Raw genomic sequence first — 22,282 nt, 5'->3', positions numbered from 1 at the left:
TTTGTTTATGAGAAACAAAAATCTATTACAGGGTAAGATTTAGTTTAAGGGGAATGCTCATGGTCTCTGCACACTGAGCGCTGATATTTCACCCATCACGGTGGGGAACTGTTGCCCAACAGAATCTATGATGTACAACCCTGATTTCAACCAACCTCCTTTCTCTTCTGCCAATCCAGTGCCTGAACTACCTGCGACTCAAATTACAGACCTTGCGACAGCGTTTCGTCAGTTTCACAGTGGCCCCTTCCCACCTGTTGTGGAGAACTATGACCGGGGCAAGACGATCTTTTTTCCGGGGGACCCAGCGGAACGGGTTTATTTCCTTCTGAAAGGAGCTGTCCGTTTGTCTCGGGTCTACGAAGCGGGGGAAGAAATTACGGTGGCCCTACTCCGGGAGAATAGTGTCTTTGGAGTTTTATCGCTACTCACGGGACAAAAGTCGGATCGCTTTTACCATGCGGTGGCTTTTACCCCTGTGGAACTGCTATCGGCTCCCATTGAGCAGGTGCAAAAGGCGCTTAATGAACACCCAGAATTAGCGATGTTAATGCTAAAAGGGCTGTCGTCACGGATTTTACAAACGGAGATGATGATTGAAACCTTGGCCCACCGGGATATGGGCTCACGTCTGGTGAGTTTCTTGTTAATTCTCTGTCGAGATTTTGGGGTGCCGACCGATGAGGGGATTCGCATTGATCTCAAACTGTCCCACCAGGCGATCGCCGAAGCAATTGGTTCGACACGGGTGACAGTAACGCGCCTCCTGGGAGAACTCCGGGAACAGGACATGATTTCGATTTATAAGAAAAAAATTACCGTCCATGACCCCGTAAACCTGAGTCAACAGTTCGCTTAACGCTAAAGTAGAGAAGTCATACTTGTGTGTTTGGATGTCACCTTTTTGTTAAATGACCAGTGCTTTTGTACTAATCTTTTCAGTTTTAATCTTGGGGGGCATCCTGGCGGCACTGGGCGATCGCCTTGGTAGTAAGGTCGGCAAAGCGCGGCTTACATTATTTAATCTGCGGCCAAAACAGACGGCGGTGGTCGTCACGGTAATGACGGGAACAGTGATCGCAGCTAGCACCTTGGGGTTATTGTTTGGCTTGAGCAAGTCCTTGCGCCAGGGGGTTTTTCAGTTGGATGAAATCCTCGCCCAGCGGCGGCAAGAGTTGATGGATGTGACGGCGGAAAAGGAAAAGATTGAAAAAGAGTTACAGGCCGCGAGGGATGATCGCCTAGAAGCAGAACAAGATTTACAGGAGATTGAAGCAAAATTTGAAACGGCCCAAACTCAACTGGCGGGTTTTCGGGAACAAGCCAGCGAACTTCAGGCTGATATTAATGCGCTCACCACAGAGCAAACGACCTTGCGGCAACAGCGCGATCGCCTCCAAGCCCAAAGTGAAACCCTCCGCGCCCAGCTCAATCAACAAAACACCATTATTGAGGAACGCTCCCAGCAGATCGAAGCCCTAGAAGCCCAACAAAGTGAGCTCCAAGCCGAGATCAACCAGCGCGATGGTCGCATTGCCCAACTCGACCAGGCGATCGCCCAAAAAGATCAAGTGCTCACGGGCCTAGAAAATCAGATTGGCTCCCTAGAACAGCAAATTGATATCCTCGAAGCCAACTACATCAATTTCCGGAGTGGGAATGTCGCCCTCACCACAGGGCAAGTTTTAGCCTTTGGGGTGGTGCGGATTATTGATCCCAAAGCAGCCAGCCAAGCCGTTGATCAGCTGCTCCGGGAAGCGAATCGCAACGCGATCATTGCCACCGGAGGCGTTAATCCTGACTTTGAGGCGCGGGTGGTGCAAATTACCAATGCCCAAGTGCAACAACTCCTAGGGCAAATTGCCGATGGTCGGGACTACGTGGTGCGCCTCCTGGCGGCGGGGAACTACCTCCAGGGGGAAGGTTCCGTCCAAGTGTTTGCGGATGTGACTTTAAATGAGCAGGTTTTTCGCGCCGGGGAAGTGATTGCCACTTTGTCCCTAGAGGAGCTGAGTGTACAAAATCCTACTGCGGCCCGGCGTCCAGTGGATTTTCTGTTGGGGGCAGCGCAATTCCGGGCGCGGCGAGCCGGGGTTCTCGGAGATATTCAAGTTAAAGATGGCAATGTCGGTCACATTATCAATTTTGTCGAAGCCCTCAACAACTCACCAGAACCCGTGACAGAAATTCGGGCGATCGCCATCGAAAATGGTTTTACGGCTGGCCCCCTCCGCTTAGAATTAGTGGGCCTCAGTAACGGTAGAATCGTCATCAGACAATAGGACAAGAAGAGTACATGAGCGTTTATCTTGGGTTTGACCCAGGCCGTGACAAATGTGGCCTTGCGGCGCTGGATGACCAAGGGCAATTGTTGAACCATGGCGTCATTGCAGCGGATCAAGCGCCCAACATCGCCAAGGAATGGTGCCAAAGGTATGGTGTTTCCCTGGTGGTCATGGGCAATCAAACGACGGCTAAAGAATGGCATCAAAAGCTTACCGCTGTTTTGCCCCCAGACATGGCGATCGCCTTTGTCAATGAACGCAATAGCACCCTCGAAGCCCGCGATCGCTATTGGCAGATGTATCCGCCCAATTTGTTCCAGAGATTGCTTCCCCAGGGAATGCGCTTACCTCCCCGACCCATTGACGATATTGTGGCGATTTTATTGGTCGAACGCTATCTCAACCCAACCTAAACAGCAAAAAAGATGGGCCAGAATCCGACCCATCTCGACGATTGGGGTGTGAGCTTAACCTAGAGTTTCACGAAGTTGCTGTTTTGCAGTGTGGAGGGCTTCGGGTAATTTACTGGCATCCCGTCCCCCGGCTTGGGCTAGGTTGGGACGACCGCCGCCGCCACCACCGCAAAGTTTGGCAATGCCGCCGATAAATTTACCCGCTTGTACTTTTTTGCCTTTGTAAATCCCTTCGCTAAAGGCGGCCACCAGGGAAACCTTGCCATCTTCTGGGGTTGACCCCAAGACCACTGCTGCCTCACCCAGTTTTTGTTGGAGCCGTTCAGCCGCAGTCTGGAGGGCCTTGGCATCGAGATCGCCCATATTTTCCACGAGGATCTGAAATTCGCCGACGGTTTCCGCTTGGCTCACGAGGGCTTCGGATTTGGCGATCGCCAGCTCACCTTTGACCTTTTCTAATTCCTTTTGGGTGTTGCGCAGTTCCGCCTGGATATTTTCTACCCGTTCGGTGATTTCTTCCGGTTTGGCTTTAAATTTATCGCCGAGGTCTTTAACCACCTGATCGCGCACCTTGAGGTATTCCAGTACCGCTGGGCCAGCCACAGCTTCAATGCGGCGGATCCCAGAAGAAATGCCCGTTTCGGAAATGATTTTAAACAGGCCAATTTCAGCGGTATTTTTCACGTGGGTGCCACCACAAAGCTCCATGGACACCCCAGGAAAATCCACAACTCGCACTTCTTCGCCATACTTTTCGCCGAACATGGCCACGGCTCCCTTCGCTTTGGCCTCCGCAATGGGCATCACTGCCACTTGGCCTTCGTGGGCTTCGGCAATCCAAGTATTGATTTGGGCCTCAATTTGGGTCAATTCGGCAGCCGTTAACGCCCTAGGGCAATTAAAGTCAAACCGCAGGCGATCAAAGTCCACTAAAGAACCTGCCTGGGAAATGGAGTCATCCACAATGTTTTTAAGGGCTGCTTGCAATAAATGGGTTGCAGTGTGATTCGCCTGGGCGCGACGACGACAGGCCCGATCAATGGTGGCATTAACTGTGTCGCCGACCGTTAAACTGCCCCGTTCCACCTTGCCGTGGTGGACAAAGAAACCCGACTCTTTCTGGACATCGTTAATGCGGACGACGAGTTGATCGCCGGAGAAATAACCGCGATCGCCAATTTGTCCCCCAGACTCTGCGTAGAAAGGTGTTTGGTTACAAATTAGTTGCACCACTGCCCCGGCTTCGGCGGTTTCTACCCGGTGGCCATCCACGAGAACGGCTTCAATTTTGACCTGGGATTGCAGATCCGTATAGCCTAAAAACGCCGTCGGATGGATGTGTTCAGCTAATTCATCAAGGCTGCCTTGGACGGTGAGGTCAATGGTTTCGTGGGCGGCCTTAGAGCGTTCCTGCTGCTTTTTCATCTCCGCTTGATAGCCTTCAGCATCAACCGTTAAACCGTTCTCTTCGGCAATTTCTTGGGTGAGTTCAAAGGGGAACCCAAAGGTATCGAATAGCGTAAACGCATCGACCCCAGAAATTTGTTTTTCTTCCTTGGCGATAATATCTGCGAGGAGTTTTTCGCCCCGTTCGAGGGTCTTGAGAAAATTGTTTTCTTCCCGCTCTAATTCCTGTTTAATGAAACTTTCCCGTTCGCGGGTGTTGGGGTAGGCAGCTTCTGAGAGTTGAATCGCTGTTTCTGCCACCTGGTTAATAAAATTCCCGTCAATGCCGATCAGTCGACCGTGACGCACCACCCGTCGAATTAAGCGCCGCAGCACATAACCCCGATCCGTATTGGAGGCGGTAATCCCATCGGCAATCATGTGGACGACAGAACGCACATGGTCGCCAATCACTTTTAAGGAAACCTTTGTTTTTTCGTCGGCTTTTTCGTAGTGAATCCCGGCGGCTTTGGCGGCCGTTTCAATAATCGGAAAGATCAGATCTGTTTCGTAGTTGTTGGGCACCTGTTGGAGGATTTGCGCCATGCGCTCCAAGCCCATCCCCGTATCAATATTTTTGTTTTGTAGGGGTGTTAAATGACCTTCGGCGTCGCGGTTATATTGCATAAAGACAAGGTTGTAATACTCGATAAACCGGGTATCGTCCTCTAGGTCAATGTTGTCATCGCCGAGTTCCGGCTTGAAATCGTAATAAAGCTCAGAGCAAGGCCCACAAGGCCCCGTTGGCCCGGATTTCCAAAAATTATCTTCTTCTCCCATGCGGATGATGCGTTTGGGATTTACGCCGACTTTGTCACGCCAGAGTGCAAAGGCTTCGTCATCTTCGCGGAACACACTGACGACAATATTTTTCGGGTCAAGCTGAAACACTTTCGTAGAGAGTTCCCAGGCCCAGGCGATCGCCTGCTCTTTGAAATAATCCCCGAAGCTAAAATTCCCCAGCATTTCAAAGAAAGTATGGTGCCGGGCAGTGCGGCCCACATTTTCGATGTCATTGGTGCGGATACATTTTTGGGAGGTAGTAGCGCGGGGGCTAGGGGCGTCCTGCTGACCGAGGAAAATCGGCTTAAACGGCAACATTCCCGCAATGGTGAGGAGTACCGTCGGGTCTTCCGGCACCAAGGATGCACTGGGGAGGATGGGGTGTTGCCGCTGGTTGAAAAACTCTAGAAATTTTGACCGAATTTCACTTCCGCTCAGGACAAGAGGCACACTAGACATAGGAGTTACGAAAAATTTTTGCGCTACAAACTTTACTGTCTGTATTGTGACATTCTTTGCGGTGGATTCTTGGGGAAAACCTCAGAATCAGGCGATCGCCCCAGGAACTTTTGTGCTTCCAAAAGGCGATCGCCCCTATGCAAGCAGGTTGTCAACCGATACCGCCACATCGGGAAAACGAAGCGGAGAAATTAGGCCCGTCTTTAGCGTCTGCTCTGTCGTGTAGAAAGCATTTTGGAGATCTTTAAAGACGATTAACTGGTGATGCTGTAAATCAATTACCCAATATTCTTGAATCCCAGCTTCCGCGTAAATGCTTTTCTTTTCGGTTAAATCTTTTGTGAGCGTGGCTTGGGCACATTCAATAAGCCAAAAAATATTTTCAGGGTAGGGGTGATGGTTCAGGTATTCCCGTCCTAAGGGCTGCACGATCGCCACATCGGGTTCCGGTTCAGAATTATTCGGCAACGTAATGGGATGGGCTTCACTGACCAAGGCGCGATCGCCCAATAATCCTTGTAAATAGTGACTAATACTACGGGTGTAGTAAGCATGGGGTTCTCGCTCTGGCGCCATGACAACTAAATTACCTCGGAGTAACTCCACCGCTTCATCAACAAAGAGACCCGCCTCAATTGCTTGATGGTAGTTTGCCACTGTCCACTTGTAGGTTGCCAGAGTCATCGGTGTTTAATCTCTGCGTTCTGTTTCGATTGTAGCTGGTACTTTAATCTCCACTTATAAATATTGAGGGCGATCGCCCTGAGAACTTTTATGCTCCCAAAAGGCGATCGCCCAAGTTGATTTTGATTGTGAGTTAGAGATTAAGCAGACTGAACTTTTGTATCCTGTTGACTACTTTGCAGCCGTTGAATAATCGCTGATTTCTCTAGCAGTCCCACGAGGGTGCCATTGGTCTGGATGACCGCAAGGGCCTGTAAACCTTGTTGTTCCAATTTAGCGGCCACGTCTAGGAGTGATAGATCAGACTGGACTTGATTTTCCGCAGGGACAGATTTGATGAAATCGCGCACCTGATTGTGGGGCCAGTCATTGGTAGGCACTGCACGAAGAACATCAAGGTGCACTTCACCAAGCAGTTGACCTGTTTCATCCTGGACTAGGAAGCGTTTCCACTGGTTACCAGAGCGAATGGCACTGTTGGCTAAATCCCGTAGCGTCGTTTCTGCGGAGATGATCGGACTATCTTCAACCACTGCATCAGCCGCCGTTAAGCCAGAGAGGGCCGATTGAATGGTGGCAGATTGGGCAGAACGACCCGCGTTTTGAAGCAAGAACCAACCGATGATTAGTGTCCAGAAGCTACCCACATTAGAAATACCAAGGATAGATAATGCACCGAGAATAATCGCTGTCCAACCGATAAACTGACCGACACGGCTGGCCCAGATGGTTCCGGTGAAACGATTCCCCGTCAATTTCCAGACGATGGATTTGAGGACATTCCCACCATCAAGGGGGAGACCTGGGATCATGTTAAAGGTGGCCAAGATTAGGTTGATGTAAGCCAACAATCCGGCGATCGCCGCTGGCGGCCCACTCAGCACACCACTACCTGTTAAGAGAAAGAGTGCGATAAAGAGAGCCAAACTCACAAGCGGCCCTGCTACAGCAATCCAGAATGCACCACCGGGCGTTTTCGCTTCCTCATCAAGGTTGGCGAGTCCCCCGAATAGGAACAGGGTAATGGAGTTTACACCAATGCCTTGGCGAATTGCTGCATAACTGTGACCCAGCTCGTGGAGTAACACAGAGGCGAACAGGAGCAGACCTGCTACCAATCCTAAAATTAATGCGTTAATGCCGAGGCCTGGAAACTGGGACGACAGGCCGCCGCCAAAGTTCAGGGTGACGAGTACCAGAACAATGAACCAAGAAATATTGATGTAGAAGGGGATGCCAAATAAATTCCCCACACGAAAATTGCCGTTCATAAATGAACCTCCCGAATCGTTGCTGAGGCCCAAAAAGACTTACGTTTAGCGCTATTGAAAACCTTTTTGTCCGCTTTCATTGCTTACATTGTAACAAAATGTAAAGTGCTTACTTTACTCACTGGGTAGTGAAACCCGCCGTTTTGGGTTCGGTTCACTCGGAATTGCTTGCTTTTGATGGCACTGGTTGAAAGAAAGGCGATCGCCTACAAGTTTTCAATGTTTCTGGTGCAGAAAACTCTTCTAAATATAATCGAGTCACTTCTTACAATCTGGCGATCGCTGCTTCGATTTAATTTCCTCTGAATTATTTTATTCTAGTATGCGTTTTTTGTTGAGAAACAACTTCTATCATCTGAACTAAAAAAAGCTATTGTTGTACGATTCAATAAGTAAACAAATCAAATCCTTTTGAGGATCAAAAAATCCAAATAATTTATTTGACAAGACTTTAATTTATATTTTACCTTCCAGTTTCATTTTTTTATATTCCTCAAACGTTGCATTTTTGATATCATGTTGTGCGGATGGATGTAATTGATGATCTCTAAATTGAATCCATAAATAGAAATTTTCCATCTGTAAAAAATGCTTTTCGACAATTTCAATGATGGGTACTGATTGATTTTCTCTGAGATATTTCTTGATTTTTGAATTCCAGTCAAAGTCTCGTATATCATCAGAAATTATTTCAAATTTAAATTCAAGATCAAAGACAGGCTTTTCGGCTATCAGTGTCTTTTCTTGTGAACAATTTCCCCTAAAATGCAATGTAGGAACTGGCATTTTTTTATGTTGCACATATCTACGTAAATCAGCAATAAAAATATTCTCAAAAGAGTCTTTTAAAGATTCCTCTAGTTTCTTCTTGTATTCATATTCAAAATTCCTGACATCTAATTCTTTGTTTTTTTTAAGTTTATTGTTGATTGCATAAGTATTCTCCTTGAGAGAATACCAAGCTGTTGCATAGTTATGGAGCAGACGAGCAAGCTCACGACTAGCATGATGGGTAAATCCAAATGGCTCAAATAGTCTATTTAAGTTTTTTTGATTTTCTTCTATTAATTTACTATAGCTCTTAAAGGCCTCTATTAATTCAATATAATTTCCTTCAAAAATATAGAAGCTATAATATATAACAGAAAAAAAGTTCTCGCCCATAGCTTTTATCTTTAACGTATTGTTTTTGACATAGTTAGCTGGGGTAGTCTAATCCAAAATGATTATATTGGCAATGTCTAAATTGAATAATATCTTAGGTGTCCGATGAAAACATTGATTCATCTCAAAATCGAGAAACTTCACGAAGCAGGGCAGGATTACTATTTGGCGACCAGTGAGGATGTACAGGGTTTAGTCGCCGAGGGGCAAACCATTGAGGAAGTGATTGAAATTGCCAGTGACTTAGCCAAAATGCTACTGGAACTGCATCAACAGAATGAACAACCACCCGCCTTGCCGAATATATTCCAATATCCGCTGATTTTAGAAGTTTAATGGGTCGTTTATCAGGATTTTCCTATCGAGAAGTCACCAAAAAGCTCCGTCGAGCAGGCTTTGAATTCTATCGCAGTGGTAAGGGTGACCATGAAATTTGGTTTAATCCAGCGACAAAACGCACTACAACAATCCCACACCATAAAACCATTAAAGAGGGAACATTACGCGCCATCCTGCAACAAGCACAGATTTCCGTAGAAGACTTCCTTAATCTTTAACTGCCGCTCGTCTCCTGAAGCCTTACAATAACGCTGTTACAGAAAGAATCGACGTAAAATTATGACCACTTGCCCCTTCACCCCCGAAGAAATTGCATCTGAAGGCATCAAACCCGAAGAATACGAAGAAATTGTGAGCCGTCTCGGTCGTCACCCCAACAAGGCTGAACTGGGGATGTTTGGCGTGATGTGGTCGGAACATTGTTGTTATAAGAATTCCCGCCCATTGCTGTCTGGTTTCCCCACGAAAGGCGATCGCGTCCTCGTCGGCCCCGGTGAAAATGCGGGCGTGGTCGATATGGGGGATGGTCTGCACCTCGCCTTTAAGATCGAATCCCATAACCACCCATCGGCGATCGAACCCTTCCAAGGGGCAGCAACTGGAGTCGGCGGCATTCTCCGCGATATCTTCACGATGGGGGCGCGTCCCATTGCCTTGTTAAATTCTCTACGCTTCGGCAGCCTCGACAATGCCCAAACTCGCCGCATCTTCCAAGGAGTTATAGAGGGCATTTCACACTATGGTAATTGCGTGGGTGTGCCGACGGTGGGCGGTGAAGTCTATTTCGATAAAGCTTATTCTGGCAATCCCCTCGTCAATGCGATGGCGTTGGGCTTGATGGAAACCGAGGAAATTATTAAATCGGGCGCCTATGGCATTGGTAATCCCGTTCTCTATGTCGGCTCCACCACCGGACGGGATGGCATGGGGGGCGCAAGTTTCGCCAGTGCGGAATTAACTGATGAATCCATGGACGATCGCCCTGCGGTTCAGGTGGGGGATCCCTTTACCGAAAAATCGCTGATTGAAGCCTGTCTCGAAGCCTTTAAAACGGGGGCAGTTGCAGCAGCACAGGATATGGGTGCGGCGGGCTTAACCTGTTCGACAGCGGAAATGGCAGCCAAAGGTGGGGTCGGTGTCTTGCTCGATCTCGACAAAATTCCGGTGCGAGAAACGGGCATGGTTCCCTACGAATATCTGCTCTCCGAATCCCAAGAACGGATGCTTTTTGTTGCCCATAAAGGACGGGAACAGGAGTTAATTGATATCTTCCATCGTTGGGGTTTGCAGGCGGTTGTTGCGGGGGAAGTAATTCCTGAACCCATCGTAAAAATTATGTTTAAGGGTGAAGTCGCGGCGGAAGTTCCGGCAACGGCGCTATCAGATAATACGCCCATTTATCATCGGGAATTGATGGCAGAAGCTCCCGAATATGCACAAACCGCTTGGGCTTGGTCGGTGGATTCTTTGCCGAATTGTGATGGGAATGGCATCGCTGAAAAATCTTGGAATGAGATTTTATTAACCCTGTTAGATGTGCCGACTATTGCATCGAAAAAATGGATTTATCGCCAGTACGATCATCAAGTACAAAACAATACGGTCATTTTTCCCGGTGGTGCAGATGCCGCTGTTGTGCGGATTCGTCCGGTCAATGGTAAACCTGATGCGTCCACAATTGGTGTTGCTGCTTGTACCGATTGTAACCCCCGTTATGTGTATTTGAATCCGTTGGAAGGGGCAAAGGCAGCAGTCGCTGAAGCAGCCAGAAATTTAAGTTGCGTCGGTGCTGAACCCTTGGCAATTACGAACAATTTAAACTTTGGTAGTCCCGAAAAACCTGTGGGTTATTGGCAGTTGGCGAATGCTTGTAAAGGGATTGCGGAAGCTTGTCGGGAATTAGATACGCCTGTCACGGGTGGTAATGTTTCCCTCTACAACGAAACCCTTGATAGTGATGGTAAACCGACCCCCATTTATCCAACTCCTGTTATCGGGATGGTGGGACGAGTTGAACATATTAACAAAGTCTGTGGTTTAGCCTTCCAAAATGTCGGCGATCGCCTCTATATCCTCGGTACTCAAGCAACCACAAGTCTCGGCGGTTCTGAATATTTAAATACGATTCATAACACCGTCGCTGGTATTCCGCCCCAAGTGGATTTTGCCCTCGAAAAAGCCGTCCAAAAAACCGTGCGCGAGGCGATCGCCGCTGGATTATTAAGTTCTGCCCATGACCTTGCGGAGGGTGGTTTAGCCGTTGCCCTTGCGGAATGTTGTATCGGTGGGAAGCTCGGCGCAACCGTTGAAATTACTGGCACTGACCGTCTCGATGCCATCCTATTTGGCGAAACCTGCGGCAAAATTATTGTCTCTGTTGCTCCCGACAAACAAGCTCAATTTGAAGCCCATCTGACGCAATCCTTGGCGGACAATTGGCAGGTGATCGGCTCTGTGAGCAACACCAATCAGTTACAAATTACCGTCAACAATCAGGCTGTAATCGCGGTTTCTGTCGAGGATATGACCACCAACTGGAGTGAGGCGATCGCCCGTCGTTTACATCCGTAATCTAATTAACTGATTACAATAGAAAGTACAAATCCAGTGGGTAAGGCTAATGACAACAATGACCCTTGCGCTAGAACCCGTTTTCACCTTAAGCAATGAACAATTTCAGCAACTTTGTCTGGTTAATCCAGAGCTTCAACTGGAACGTACAGCTAAAGGAGAATTGGTAATTATGCCTCCCACTGGTGGCGAAACTGGGCGGCAAAACGCTAACCTAATTTTTCAAGTACAACTCTGGAATCACAAATATCAATTAGGAGAAGTTTTCGATTCCTCAACGGGTTTTATTTTGCCCAATGGTGCGACCCGTTCTCCTGATGTTTCTTGGCTTGAAAAATCTCGTTGGCAAGCATTAACAGCCGATCAGCGAGAAAAATTTGTTCCCCTCTGTCCTGATTTTGTCATTGAGTTAGTTTCGCCTAGTGATGCTGTCCAAAAAACAAGGGATAAAATGGAAGAATATCGAGACAATGGTTGTAGTTTTGGGATATTAGTTAATCGCAAGGAAAAACAAGCAGAACTCTATATTGCTGATTGCGAGCCTCAAACTTTATCTCTACCTCATAAAATTTTGGGTATTAATATCTTCAAAGATCTTGTACTAGATTTAACATGATTGATTGGCGATCGCCTTTTTAACGAAGATTAGAGATGGCTTTAAAATTCCCCAAGGTTACTGTTCGTCCGGGAGGCAGCTAACTTCATTAAGATTTTGCTCTTGCTTTTCTCGTATTCTTTTTTCAACGTTTGCTTACTTACCACAGGATTACTGGCAGGCAATCGCTGACCTAAATCTGCCCAGCGGGTAAGCTGTTCCCGTTGCTTCAGGGAAATCGTTGCCTGGGTGATGTGAAAATACCGCTGGGGTTGCCCTAAGGCAAAAAGCAGAATTCGATAGTTCCCTTGGCTGGCTAAGAGACGCGCCATCTGTTGGCCAATCTTCGTTTTCAAGTCCAGATAGCAAGGCAACCAACGGGCTCCTTCACTGCTGTTGTACAGCACCGTGATCCACAACAACATCGGATGGGGGGCCTCAATGAAGAGAAATTGATTGTAACGGGTATCAAAACGGCGTTTGCCCAACTCCTCAGCTTCTAACATCGCCCAAAGACTGGCGATCGCCGTCGGTTCAGCCGGTAAAATCCGTGGAAAAACAATCTTATTTTGGGGTTTATCCGCTGGCCAGGACTGGGCCGCACAAATGGTATCGCTAAAGGTTGTATTCAGTTTGTCTGTAGGCCTTCCCTGGCGATTTACCGTTGAATTACGAAAGCTGGGGGCCGTGGTGGCATTGTTAATCCGGGTCGGATCATTGGGGCCTGCCACCGGAGATGTTGCTTGGAAATTTTGCAGATTTTGGGACGTGGTAAAAAAGGATTTCCTGGTTTCTGCGGCTTGTTGCTCGTAATATTTGGCGATGGGGGCCATGGCTTGCCAAATATCATTGACGGTCTGGGGGCGATCGCGCGGACTTTTCGCCATACAACACATGATAATTTCAGCCAGAGGAACCGGAATCCGCAGACTTTTATCAAAGGGAATTGGTGGTGTGTCATGGTGCGCCCGGTACCAACCCCCAAAGGAATTATTTTCAGGCATCACGGGCATATCCCCCGTAAGCATCTCGTACATCGTAATCCCCAGGCTATAGATATCAGAGCGTTGATCTAATTCCTTGCCTTCCATTTGCTCTGGGGAACAGTAGGCGAGGGTGCCCATAAACGATTGGGTCTGGGCAGCTCCGGCTTGGCTGAGACGTGCAATCCCAAAATCCAGAATTTTTACCAATTCCCCTAGGGACGCATCCTGCATGATCAGAATATTGCTGGGTTTAATATCCCGGTGAATAATTAAACATTGTTCCCCCTTGAAGGTAATCCCTTGGTGGGCTGCTTCCATCCCCAAACATATTTGCCGCACGACTTGAAAAAAACGCGGTAAACCGAGGGTAGCATGGGCAATAATATCGCTTAGACTTTCCCCCTCTAAATATTCCATGACATAAAAGGGCACATCCTGGTCATCGACGCCATAGTCTTTTACCCGCACGATATGGATGCTTTTTTCACTCAGGAGGGCGCAAATGGTTGCCTCCCGCTCAAAGCGTTGGCGCATTTTGTCGTTGAGCAAGGTCTGGGCTAGGAACTTTACGGCGACCGTGACTCCCCCTAGGACTGTATCTTCACCCCGGTAGACACGCCCCATAGCCCCCTGGCCTACGAGGTCTACCAGGCGATAACGGCCGGCGAGAAGGCGATTGATATTGGGATCGGTAGTCATAGTTTGGGGTGGACGAACAAAACAATCAAAACAACAAGAGACCGGACAAAACTTAAAAGATTAAAGCTATTAAAGCTGACGGAGGAGAGTCCCTTCAATGGTACTGGTGAGGTAATGGCCGGCGAGGATGCCCCCAGAGTAGCGATATTCATCGTCGTTAATCTGGTAAAACATTTCAAAGCCACTGCGCCGTTGGCGATCGCCAAGCACCCAGTATCGCTGAACGATTGATTCTGAGCCAACCCAACCTTCTCCTTCCACCCGTCCCAAAATACTCTGTTGCAACACATAGGTATATTGTCGCTCACCGCTATCTAAACGCCCTTTGTATTGATAGGAAATTTCGGGGCGATCGCCGTCTTGAAACGTTAACTTTGTCACCATCGTAAACCAATTATTTTGGCCCCAAGCAACAATTGTTTTACCCCGAATGAGAATGGGGGGCTGATTTCGTTCGATCCAACTACCATTTAACGTCCAGCGACCTGCTTCCAACAAAAAACTATGGGCCACAATGTATCTTGCTCCTTGGGACTACGAGACGAATCAATGTCATTTGACCCTGTTCTAGTTGACCAAAAACCTTGATCACACACAGTGGGGATTCGTGACGAAACCTCCTTCTATTGTAAGGAGTTCTGCCCCATTCCGAAAAAGCCAGCGACCCGCTTTACTAGATTGTTAACGATCGAAATATTAAAGACTAGAAAAAACCCTAGGCGATCGCCTAGGGAAAAATTACACAGTAGAGGACGCTTACGGGCAAAACTAAATGCTCTGGGGCCTAGATGCTAAATGATCTAACGGAAGAGATCGGTGTTGAGTCTGAGGCCATTGTTGCTTGGGTTCGGGTTCGACTGGCCTGCCGCGCGACCCTGGGTTAAATATTCTCCGGTACCACCATCGGCGGGATCGAGGAAGGGCTTGAGGCTAATACCACTGTTTGAGTAACCTTGGGCTACGGGACTAGGGGTAGAAGAGGTAGAGCGGCCGCCAAAAATACTTTGGAGTTGTCCCAGGAGGCTATTGGTCGAGCCAGTGCCCATGAAGGTGTTGACCCCACGGGTTTGGAAACCGCTGTCGGCACTGAGGAGATTATCGAATACTTGATCCCGTGTGGCGATCGCATTTTGGCCCCGGGGCACCGTAAAGACGATTTGGCAGGTGGGGTTCAGTTCGGTGGTCACACAAACGATGTCGTAACCATTTTCGCGGCCAGTGGTGAGCTCGACGAGACCATCACCCCGGTACAGTTCCAAGCGGCGGGCAATTTCTTCACAGCGACGCTCTGCATTCCAACCGCCCCCCATGGTACGGGGAATCGCCCAAGGATAAACTTCCCCGGGACGACTTTCGGGCTGGTACATTACGGTGTATTGTCCCTGGTCGTACTGACACACAAAACGGCGATCGCCAGAATTGTAGATCACATCACCAGGCGTATTCCCCGCATTGGAATCTGTGTCCACAACGATATCCGGCGGTACCTGGGCGATCGCACTGCTGGCGGCAAACCCTAAAATTTCTAAGCCGACAATACCGATTTTTAACCAAGTTCGAGTCTGCAAACCTTTACTCATCTTCAAATTTCTCGTGCGTCACAGTGAATTTTAGGGGGATCCTATGGGTTTTGATGACGGGATAAGCTGACTTTAGGTTCCCCTTGTCGGCCGGAAAATGGATGTGATATATTTACTGAGCTAATTAATTTTGCGGACGTGGCGGAATTGGTAGACGCGCTAGATTTAGGTTCTAGTGTCCTAGACGTGAGAGTTCGAGTCTCTCCGTCCGCATTCACAAAAAAAGTTCCTGGGGTTTGGAGTGATGGCACTTTCCCACACTGAATTTGAGCAGGCGATCGCCCAAGTGGAAGCTGACCTTGCCGCCCTAAAAGACCGTCACGCCCAGGTCAAGGCTGCCGAAGCCCGCATCGCAGAGCTGAAAGCAGAACAAGAGAATCTCCAGGCAGAGCCAGAAACGATCCAAAAACAAGCCTCCCTCAAAACAGAACTCAACCTCATTGCCGCCGAAATCGCGAAGTTAGAACTGCAACTCGAAAGTCAGTTGCTCAAGTGGCAGGAACCCTTTTGGCAAATTGTTCGCTTCACAGGGGTGGGCATTTTATTAGGTTGGGTGCTGAAATCGTTTACGGTTTAGGGTTTCAATCCCCTTGTGGTCGCCCTGGATAAAGCGGGCGTACCAACACCGGCGTATAAAAATCGTCCTGGGAAAGCACCACCTTTGATTGAGCCGATAACAGAAGTAAAGCCCAAAAGATCCCGACCTTTTCGTGGCGATGTTGTTTGGCGGTGATCTCCTGGGGGAAAAATTCGTTGGCTTCTTTGTAGGCGATCCACTGACGGATTAAATCGTCTAATGCAAAAACCACGGGGGTTTCTGGATCAGGGGGCATCTGGGTCTGGAAAAATTGTTCTAGCTGGGCAGCCAATTCCGTGAGATTTTCATCATGGGCCAACTGGGTAATCTGTTTAATGGCCGCTTTATTGGACAGTTTACGTGGCGTTTTGAGGCGTTTTTTGGGGGTGTGATCTTCGATTTCGTTGGCAATTTGCTGGATTTGCTCAATAAATTCCTGGAGGGTGACCCGCCGCCGTTTTGGGGGAGGTGCCGTAGCCCGTCGCCGGAGTCTTTTTTCGAGCTTGAGGGGGAGTCGTTCCGTATCGCTTGCGTCCCAATCTTCGTAGAATTCTTCTTCCTGAACCTCTGCTTCAATGGCCGTTAAACTTTCGAGGGTGTCGGCCTTGAGGAGGACAAGTTTAGAGGCCCACAGAAAGGTCTGACCCGATTGGGGTAGGTCGGCCTCCCTGAGCATTGGGTCTGTATCCCCGGCAAGTCCTAGTTCACTGAGGAACTGATCGATAACATCGATGACTTGCACATCCCAGGGATCAATTTCTCCCTGTTGGGCTAGTTCAATGAGGGTGGCGATCGCCGCTTGGGGTTGGGTGGCCATGGCTTTATCGAAGGGTCAAAAATTAAGCCGTTTGCTCAGGTTGAGACTCTTCTAGGGATGCTTCAGCGGAGTCCTGGGTGTCTCCTGTCTCGGTATCGGGAGAAGTTTTAGGTTCAGGCGCCGTTTTGTCTGCGGTGGATGCGGTCGTCGCACTGGGGGAATCTGCCGATGATTCTGCGGCGTTTTGTTGGGCGGCCTGCAGTTCAGCCAAAGCTTTTTCCAATTCCTCAATTTTTTGACTCTGGAGCTTCAGTTCCCGTTGGGCTTTCCATGATTCAATTTGCCGCTGCAATTGATCCCACAGGCTAAACATCCAGGCTAGAATCGCCCCTGTGCCTACCGCCAGCAGGAGTTCGATGGAGAGGGGCGCTTCGGCTTGGAACCCCGGAATGATGTTAATCCCGACGGGTTGCGTATTTTCGATACTAAATAGCGCTAGGGCTAAGCACAGGGCAAAAAACAATAAAAAATTCAGTTGCCGCATGATCTCTCCACAGGATGCATCGCGTGGCGGATCTCGATGGTGATCGCCAACACACCCCCTAGGATATCGTAATTGTTCCAACCCAAAAAAATTGCCCCAAACATTGTTGGGGCCGCCGGATGATAAAAGTGATAATTGCGATCGCCTGGGCTTAAGCCAGGGACATTTTGGTACCACCCACAGCATCCCCAAGGCTCACATTTACCCCAGAATAAACAGTGCCTCGACGGGCATCAATGGAGATAATCGAGCCATCCCGAATTAACTGGGTTGCTTCCTTAAAGCCGACAATCACCGGAATACCCAACCGCATCCCCAAAGTTGCCGCGTGACAATTTTGATTCGGTTCTTCGATCACGATGCCGCTGGCCTTACGGATCATCTCCACATAGGCCGCATCCGTAGACCGAGCAACGAGGATCTCCCCTGGCCCAAAATCATTAATATCTTCACTTTGATTCACGACCCGGGCACGACCACTGGCCGCCCCTTGACCAATGCCAATGCCTTCTCCGAGCACCGCCTGCACCATTTCGACTTTGATGAGATCTGTAGAACCAGATACCCCTTGGAGCGTCCCCGCTGTCATGATCACCAAGTCCCCTTCATGGAGAAAACCGCTCTCCTGGGCCACATTAATCGCCGCCTTAAAGGTTTGGGTTGTCGATGGAGAATCCATAACAAGGAGTGGCTTTGCCCCCCAGACCAACTGGAGACGACGGGCCACATCCACATGGGGGGTGACAGCAAGGATCGGCGTTGCTGGGCGAAATTTAGAGACGTTTCGGGCCGTTGCCCCAGACTTGGTGAGGGTCATGATCGCCGTTGCATCTAACTGTCCAGCAATGTGGCTGACGGCGGCAGAAATAGCATTGGGAATCGATTTTTTATCAGAAGGTTGTTTTTGAATGCCGTCGGGTTCCTTTTCGATGCGCTTGGCGATGGTTGCCATGGTCGCCACAGCTTCTACGGGGAATTCACCCACAGCAGTTTCGTTAGAAAGCATCACCGCATCGGTACCATCCAAAATCGCGTTGGCCACATCGGAAACTTCGGCGCGGGTGGGGCGAGGATTACTCACCATGCTATCGAGCATCTGGGTGGCGGTAATCACAGGAATCCCGAAGCGGTTGGCGGTGGCAATGAGTTTTTTCTGGAGAATGGGCACGTCTTCGGCGGGCAGTTCGACCCCAAGATCCCCCCGGGCGACCATAACACCATCGGAAAGGGACAAAATAGCCTCCATCTGTTCGATCGCCTCGTGTTTTTCGATCTTGACGATCACAGGGACATTTTTCCCGGCATTGGCGATGAGCTCTTTGATTTCCAGGACATCCTGGGGATTGCGCACAAAACTGAGGGCGACCCAATCGACCCCTTGGTCAAGGCCAAACATGAGATCTTCGCGGTCTTTGTCGGTGAGGGCTTTAACGGAGAGATAAACCCCAGGAAAATTGACCCCTTTGTTATTGGAGAGTTTGCCACCGACGACCACGCGACAGTGGAGATTTTTTGCGGCAATATCGACCCGTTCGACCTTCATTTCTACCTTGCCATCGTCGAGGAGGATGGTGGAGCCTTCGGGGACTTCTTCCGCTAGCTTGTCATAGCTGACGTAGCCCACTTCTTGGGTACAGGGTACCTCACGACTTGTGATGATGTAGGGATCGCCGTTTTTGAGGGTGATAAAGTCGCTCTCATAGCGACCGAGGCGAATTTTTGGCCCCTGGAGATCCTGGAGGATACCAACGGGTTGGTTCAGTTCAAAGGCGGTTTGTCGAATCAGACGGATGTTGCGTTGGTGGTCATCGTGGGTACCATGGGAGAAATTTAGCCGTAGAGTGGTTGCCCCTGCTTCGATGATTTCCCGGAGAACGTCTGGTTTGCTAGTCGCAGGGCCAATGGTGGCGACGATCTTGGTGCGGCGGGGCATTTCTCTAGAGGGCATAGTGAACTTTCTCGGGTCAGTTGGGAAAACAAGCCTCATATTATCCCAAAAGTTGACGTTTCTTTCTATACGTGGCAGGGGAGTTCTGGGAGATTTTGGGAATCTCGATGGGATCTACTGTGGGGTCTGTTGGTGGAAGCTTTTGGTGGACAAGGGGGAAGCCAGAGAATCTTCCCTTTACTTTTGTGGTTTTCCTTCAGGTCTCAGGTGTCTAAATAGTTAGCGGCGATCGCCGTGGGGATCATCGGTAACATCGGCAGTACACAGATTAATCCCTGTTGCCAGGTGAGGGGAGCTGTCTGAAAGAGTTGATTCATCAGGCCCCATTGACTAAAGGCAACCTGCAAAGCGACGGCGACGGCAATGCCAACCAACAGGAGCGGGGCTTGGATGATGGTTTTTGTTTGGCCGCTGATGTAGCGAAGGAGGCTACGGCCTAGTTGACTGATGCTCAGTAAATAGATGATCCGAGCGGCAACGAGGGCTTGGATCGCCATGGTGCGGGCGAGGGCGAGATCGCCGGTGCTGGTTTTGATCCATTCAAAAATGCCAAAGATCAGAATCCAGTTAAAGATGGAAATAATCCCGATCCGTCGCAGCAGCTTGGGGGTGATCAGGGGTTCGTTGGGATTGCGGGGGGGCGATTGCATAATCCCGGCGGGCTTGGCTTCAAAGGCGAGGGGCACAGTCATGGTGATCGAGTTGATCATATTCAGCCACAGCACCTGCAAAGACAGAATGGGCAAATCCCGCGCCAACAAGACACTGATCAAGATTGTCATGGATTCACCGCCATTGACGGGCAAGAGGAAGGCGATCGCCTTGCGGAGATTGCGGTAAACGGTGCGTCCTTCTTCGACGGCGGCTTCAATGGAGGCAAAATTATCATCGGTGAGCAACATATCAGCGGATTCCCTGGCTACCTCGGTGCCGCCTTTACCCATGGCGATGCCAATGTCGGCTTGTTTGAGGGCTGGGGCATCATTCACGCCATCGCCAGTCATCGCGACGATATCACCTTTTTTCTGGAGGGCTTCGACGAGGGCAAGTTTTTGGGCTGGGGCAACCCGGGCAAAGACCGACCCGGTTTCGGCGGCCTCGGCCAGACTTTGAGGATCCATTTTTTCGAGGTCTTGACCCTCAAAGGCAATGACTGTTTCTCCGGTGCGAATTCCCATGCGTTGGGCGATCGCCTTGGCGGTGGCAATGTGATCACCGGTGATCATCTTGACGTTAATTCCTGCTGTTTGGCAGGCATGGACAGCGGCGATCGCCTCCGGTCGGGGGGGATCAATCATTCCCTGGAGCCCTAAAAACTCAAGGCCCGTGGTGAGATCCTCATGGTCAACGCTGTGTTGGTGACTGCTGACTTCTTTTTTCGCAAAGGCGAGAACCCGTAATCCTTTGGTGGCCATGGTCTCTACCACTGCTTCAATGGCCGCAGGATCGAGGGCGATCGCCTGACCATCGTCCAGTAACATCGTTTCACAACGGCGCAACAGCGATTCCACCGACCCTTTGACATAGATTGTCCGCCCCGTGCCATCATGGAGCGTCGCCATGTACTGATATTCCGACTCAAAGGGAATCGAATCGAGCCGGGGCCGCTGGGCGTCTAAACCCACCTGACTGAGGCCCGCCTTCGCCGCAGCAGTAATCAAGGCTCCTTCCGTTGGATCGCCCACCACAGACCAATCATCGCCCGTTTGTTTCAGTTGGGAATCGTTACAGAGCAACCCTGCGGTGAGACATTCTGCCAGGACTGGGGGCAAGGTTTCAAAGCTGGCGTCCCCATCATCACCGGTTGCGGCCAGGTAAACTTCTCCCTTCGGACTGTAGCCACTGCCACTCACTTTGAAATGAACATCCCCGGCATAGATCGCCTGGACAGTCATCTGATTTTCCGTGAGGGTGCCCGTTTTATCAGAACAGACCACCGTGGCACTCCCAAGGGCTTCTACAGCGGGTAATTTACGAATAATGGCGTGGCGGCGGGCCATCCGGTTCACTCCAATTGCCAGAGTAATGGTGACTACGGCAGGTAATCCTTCGGGAATCGCACTCACGGCCAGGGCCACGGCGGCTTCAAACATTTCGGCGAGGTTGCCCCCCCGGCCCCAACCAATGGCAAAGGTGAGGGTCGCTAGGGTCAAGATTACATACAGCAGGGAATGGCTAAACTTGGTGAATTTTCGGGTCAGTGGTGTAGTTAAATTGACCTGCTTTTCCATGGATTGGGAAATCTGTCCCATTTCCGTTTGATTGGCGATCGCCACGACGATGCCTGTGCCCTGGCCAAAGGTGACAAAGCTTCCCGCATAGGCCATATTGCGGCGATCGCCGAGGGGTGTGTCTAGGGGTAAAAGACCTAACTTTTTCTCAACGGGCACCGCTTCCCCCGTCAGGGCTGACTCATCAACTTGGAGGTTCCGCACCTTGAGTAACCGCAAATCCGCCGGGACTTTATCCCCGGAAGTCAACAGCACAATATCGCCAGGCACCAAATCCCGCGACGGAATCCGCAGGGTATTGCCTTCCCGCAGAACCATTGCTTCGGTGGTGACTGCTTTGGCGAGGGAGGCGATCGCCCCTTCCGCCTTAGCCTCTTGGATATAGCCAATCACCGCATTAATGAAAGTGACTCCCCAGATAACCCAAGCATTCGTCCAGGAACCCAAAGCCGCTTTAATACTTCCGGCGATGATTAAAATGTACAGAAGTGGTTGGTGGAACTGCAACAGAAAACGCAACCAAGCTGGTTTCCCAGCCCGAAACTTCAATTCATTCCAACCATACTGCTCATAACGCTGGGCCACTGCCTCTGGCGATAATCCCCGTTCTGCATCGCTCTTTAGGGATTGAATTAATTCGGCCTCTGATTGGGTATAGCAGGGAGGAGGTGATGATGACACTGGCATAACTTAAGCTGAAAAATTAACCTGCAAATTTGATCCTCCAAATTCTAGCAATTTAGTTCTATAAAATTGTGTAGTTAAATCATTAAATTTTCCTTGAAAAATCTAATTTTTAACTTGTTAATAATTTCTTTGTGGACTTTTTTGTTGTCAAATCCTCAGTGATAAAGCCTGTTCGGTTTCTTTGAAGCTAATTTTTGAAAATCCCCAAAAGTGATTTCTTTTTATCTCTTTATTGCCAATTAAGTTCTTGAGCCCCCTTGTTT

19 protein-coding genes and 1 tRNA gene are annotated in these 22,282 nt (G+C 49.5%); 9 read left to right on the top strand and 11 right to left on the bottom strand.

The features are described from left to right. Window positions 1-127 precede the first annotated feature (127 nt). From ntcA to AWQ24_RS08490, 3 genes are read left to right on the top strand one after another with little or no spacing between them, the layout of a single operon-like run. Entirely contained in the window at window positions 128-859 is a 732-nt protein-coding gene (gene ntcA, locus AWQ24_RS08500; protein ID WP_232308876.1) for a global nitrogen regulator NtcA, read from the top strand. Window positions 860-911: 52 nt separating this feature from the next. Beyond that, a complete protein-coding gene (locus AWQ24_RS08495) occupies window positions 912-2,282 on the top strand; it encodes a DUF3084 domain-containing protein (RefSeq protein ID WP_012307286.1) in 1,371 nt (456 codons plus the stop codon). A gap of 14 nt (window positions 2,283-2,296) precedes the next feature. Next, complete coding sequence (locus tag AWQ24_RS08490) at window positions 2,297-2,698, top strand: pre-16S rRNA-processing nuclease YqgF (protein ID WP_012307285.1); 402 nt, start codon at window positions 2,297-2,299, stop codon at window positions 2,696-2,698. Window positions 2,699-2,752: 54 nt separating this feature from the next. On the opposite strand, the gene alaS is transcribed toward AWQ24_RS08490, so the two are convergent. The 4 genes from alaS to AWQ24_RS08470 all read right to left on the bottom strand — a co-directional run bounded on the left by alaS (window position 2,753) and on the right by AWQ24_RS08470 (window position 8,505). After that, window positions 2,753-5,386: an alanine--tRNA ligase gene (alaS, locus tag AWQ24_RS08485; RefSeq protein WP_065716544.1), complete on the bottom strand. Its 2,634-nt coding sequence runs from the start codon at window positions 5,384-5,386 to the stop codon at window positions 2,753-2,755. A gap of 135 nt (window positions 5,387-5,521) precedes the next feature. Then, complete coding sequence (locus AWQ24_RS08480; protein WP_065716543.1) at window positions 5,522-6,070, bottom strand: Uma2 family endonuclease; 549 nt, start codon at window positions 6,068-6,070, stop codon at window positions 5,522-5,524. Between the two features lie 140 nt (window positions 6,071-6,210). Further along, window positions 6,211-7,341, bottom strand: coding sequence for a site-2 protease family protein (locus AWQ24_RS08475; protein WP_041443516.1), 1,131 nt, complete (start codon window positions 7,339-7,341; stop codon window positions 6,211-6,213). 456 nt (window positions 7,342-7,797) lie between these two features. Then, complete coding sequence (locus tag AWQ24_RS08470) at window positions 7,798-8,505, bottom strand: hypothetical protein (protein ID WP_065716542.1); 708 nt, start codon at window positions 8,503-8,505, stop codon at window positions 7,798-7,800. A 105-nt stretch (window positions 8,506-8,610) separates the two neighbouring features. Between AWQ24_RS08470 and AWQ24_RS08465 the strand changes: the two genes are divergently transcribed. The 4 genes from AWQ24_RS08465 to AWQ24_RS08450 all read left to right on the top strand — a co-directional run bounded on the left by AWQ24_RS08465 (window position 8,611) and on the right by AWQ24_RS08450 (window position 12,031). Then, on the top strand, window positions 8,611-8,841 hold the full coding sequence (locus AWQ24_RS08465) for a type II toxin-antitoxin system HicB family antitoxin (RefSeq protein ID WP_065716541.1): 231 nt from the start codon (window positions 8,611-8,613) through the stop codon (window positions 8,839-8,841). Next, entirely contained in the window at window positions 8,841-9,062 is a 222-nt protein-coding gene (locus AWQ24_RS08460) for a type II toxin-antitoxin system HicA family toxin (protein WP_065716540.1), read from the top strand. Before AWQ24_RS08465 ends, AWQ24_RS08460 begins: the two co-directional genes overlap by 1 nt. Before the next feature lie 61 nt (window positions 9,063-9,123). Beyond that, window positions 9,124-11,415 carry a phosphoribosylformylglycinamidine synthase subunit PurL gene (gene purL / locus AWQ24_RS08455; protein ID WP_065716539.1) on the top strand — a complete coding sequence of 764 codons (2,292 nt, stop codon included), beginning with the start codon at window positions 9,124-9,126 and terminating at the stop codon, window positions 11,413-11,415. Window positions 11,416-11,464: 49 nt separating this feature from the next. Beyond that, on the top strand, window positions 11,465-12,031 hold the full coding sequence (locus AWQ24_RS08450; protein ID WP_012307278.1) for a Uma2 family endonuclease: 567 nt from the start codon (window positions 11,465-11,467) through the stop codon (window positions 12,029-12,031). Between the two features lie 41 nt (window positions 12,032-12,072). Here AWQ24_RS08450 and AWQ24_RS08445 read toward each other — a convergent pair whose 3' ends face one another. From AWQ24_RS08445 to AWQ24_RS08435, 3 genes are all read right to left on the bottom strand, one after another. Continuing rightward, on the bottom strand, window positions 12,073-13,695 hold the full coding sequence (locus AWQ24_RS08445; protein WP_012307277.1) for a serine/threonine-protein kinase: 1,623 nt from the start codon (window positions 13,693-13,695) through the stop codon (window positions 12,073-12,075). 69 nt (window positions 13,696-13,764) lie between these two features. After that, window positions 13,765-14,208, bottom strand: a complete 444-nt coding sequence (locus AWQ24_RS08440; protein WP_012307276.1) for a hypothetical protein — start codon at window positions 14,206-14,208, stop codon at window positions 13,765-13,767. Window positions 14,209-14,495: 287 nt separating this feature from the next. Continuing rightward, a complete protein-coding gene (locus AWQ24_RS08435) occupies window positions 14,496-15,275 on the bottom strand; it encodes a COP23 domain-containing protein (protein ID WP_065716538.1) in 780 nt (259 codons plus the stop codon). A gap of 132 nt (window positions 15,276-15,407) precedes the next feature. On the opposite strand from AWQ24_RS08435, the gene AWQ24_RS08430 reads away from it, so the two are divergent. Beyond that, window positions 15,408-15,488: transfer RNA gene (locus tag AWQ24_RS08430), tRNA-Leu, on the top strand. A gap of 31 nt (window positions 15,489-15,519) precedes the next feature. Then, window positions 15,520-15,852 carry a hypothetical protein gene (locus AWQ24_RS08425; RefSeq protein WP_065716537.1) on the top strand — a complete coding sequence of 111 codons (333 nt, stop codon included), beginning with the start codon at window positions 15,520-15,522 and terminating at the stop codon, window positions 15,850-15,852. Window positions 15,853-15,856: 4 nt separating this feature from the next. Here AWQ24_RS08425 and AWQ24_RS08420 read toward each other — a convergent pair whose 3' ends face one another. The 4 genes from AWQ24_RS08420 to AWQ24_RS08405 all read right to left on the bottom strand — a co-directional run bounded on the left by AWQ24_RS08420 (window position 15,857) and on the right by AWQ24_RS08405 (window position 22,019). Continuing rightward, window positions 15,857-16,669, bottom strand: a complete 813-nt coding sequence (locus tag AWQ24_RS08420) for a segregation/condensation protein A (RefSeq protein ID WP_065716536.1) — start codon at window positions 16,667-16,669, stop codon at window positions 15,857-15,859. A gap of 22 nt (window positions 16,670-16,691) precedes the next feature. Beyond that, window positions 16,692-17,153 (bottom strand): LapA family protein, encoded by a 462-nt coding sequence (locus AWQ24_RS08415; protein WP_065716535.1) that lies wholly within the window; start codon window positions 17,151-17,153, stop codon window positions 16,692-16,694. Between the two features lie 151 nt (window positions 17,154-17,304). After that, window positions 17,305-19,101: a pyruvate kinase gene (gene pyk / locus AWQ24_RS08410; protein WP_012307271.1), complete on the bottom strand. Its 1,797-nt coding sequence runs from the start codon at window positions 19,099-19,101 to the stop codon at window positions 17,305-17,307. A 203-nt stretch (window positions 19,102-19,304) separates the two neighbouring features. Continuing rightward, window positions 19,305-22,019 (bottom strand): cation-transporting P-type ATPase, encoded by a 2,715-nt coding sequence (locus tag AWQ24_RS08405; RefSeq protein ID WP_065716534.1) that lies wholly within the window; start codon window positions 22,017-22,019, stop codon window positions 19,305-19,307. Window positions 22,020-22,282: the final 263 nt, after the last annotated feature.

Source organism: Picosynechococcus sp. PCC 8807 (genome assembly GCF_001693295.1).
In the GTDB taxonomy this organism is placed as follows: domain Bacteria; phylum Cyanobacteriota; class Cyanobacteriia; order Cyanobacteriales; family MRBY01; genus MRBY01.
The sequence above is the reverse complement of the archived record's forward strand: the minus strand, read 5'-3'. Positions and strand labels throughout refer to the sequence as shown.

Excerpts from the sequence above, each read along its gene's own strand:
- AWQ24_RS08445 (WP_012307277.1), bottom strand. The coding sequence starts at position 13,695 with ATGACTACCGATCCCAATATCAATCGCCTTCTCGCCGGCCGTTATCGC.
- AWQ24_RS08420 (WP_065716536.1), bottom strand. The coding sequence starts at position 16,669 with ATGGCCACCCAACCCCAAGCGGCGATCGCCACCCTCATTGAACTAGCC.
- ntcA (WP_232308876.1), top strand. The coding sequence starts at position 128 with ATGATGTACAACCCTGATTTCAACCAACCTCCTTTCTCTTCTGCCAAT.
- AWQ24_RS08460 (WP_065716540.1), top strand. The coding sequence starts at position 8,841 with ATGGGTCGTTTATCAGGATTTTCCTATCGAGAAGTCACCAAAAAGCTC.
- AWQ24_RS08415 (WP_065716535.1), bottom strand. The coding sequence starts at position 17,153 with ATGCGGCAACTGAATTTTTTATTGTTTTTTGCCCTGTGCTTAGCCCTA.
- AWQ24_RS08450 (WP_012307278.1), top strand. The coding sequence starts at position 11,465 with ATGACAACAATGACCCTTGCGCTAGAACCCGTTTTCACCTTAAGCAAT.
- AWQ24_RS08495 (WP_012307286.1), top strand. The coding sequence starts at position 912 with ATGACCAGTGCTTTTGTACTAATCTTTTCAGTTTTAATCTTGGGGGGC.
- AWQ24_RS08490 (WP_012307285.1), top strand. The coding sequence starts at position 2,297 with ATGAGCGTTTATCTTGGGTTTGACCCAGGCCGTGACAAATGTGGCCTT.
- alaS (WP_065716544.1), bottom strand. The coding sequence starts at position 5,386 with ATGTCTAGTGTGCCTCTTGTCCTGAGCGGAAGTGAAATTCGGTCAAAA.
- AWQ24_RS08425 (WP_065716537.1), top strand. The coding sequence starts at position 15,520 with ATGGCACTTTCCCACACTGAATTTGAGCAGGCGATCGCCCAAGTGGAA.
- AWQ24_RS08435 (WP_065716538.1), bottom strand. The coding sequence starts at position 15,275 with ATGAGTAAAGGTTTGCAGACTCGAACTTGGTTAAAAATCGGTATTGTC.
- pyk (WP_012307271.1), bottom strand. The coding sequence starts at position 19,101 with ATGCCCTCTAGAGAAATGCCCCGCCGCACCAAGATCGTCGCCACCATT.
- AWQ24_RS08480 (WP_065716543.1), bottom strand. The coding sequence starts at position 6,070 with ATGACTCTGGCAACCTACAAGTGGACAGTGGCAAACTACCATCAAGCA.
- purL (WP_065716539.1), top strand. The coding sequence starts at position 9,124 with ATGACCACTTGCCCCTTCACCCCCGAAGAAATTGCATCTGAAGGCATC.
- AWQ24_RS08470 (WP_065716542.1), bottom strand. The coding sequence starts at position 8,505 with ATGGGCGAGAACTTTTTTTCTGTTATATATTATAGCTTCTATATTTTT.
- AWQ24_RS08475 (WP_041443516.1), bottom strand. The coding sequence starts at position 7,341 with ATGAACGGCAATTTTCGTGTGGGGAATTTATTTGGCATCCCCTTCTAC.
- AWQ24_RS08405 (WP_065716534.1), bottom strand. The coding sequence starts at position 22,019 with ATGCCAGTGTCATCATCACCTCCTCCCTGCTATACCCAATCAGAGGCC.
- AWQ24_RS08465 (WP_065716541.1), top strand. The coding sequence starts at position 8,611 with ATGAAAACATTGATTCATCTCAAAATCGAGAAACTTCACGAAGCAGGG.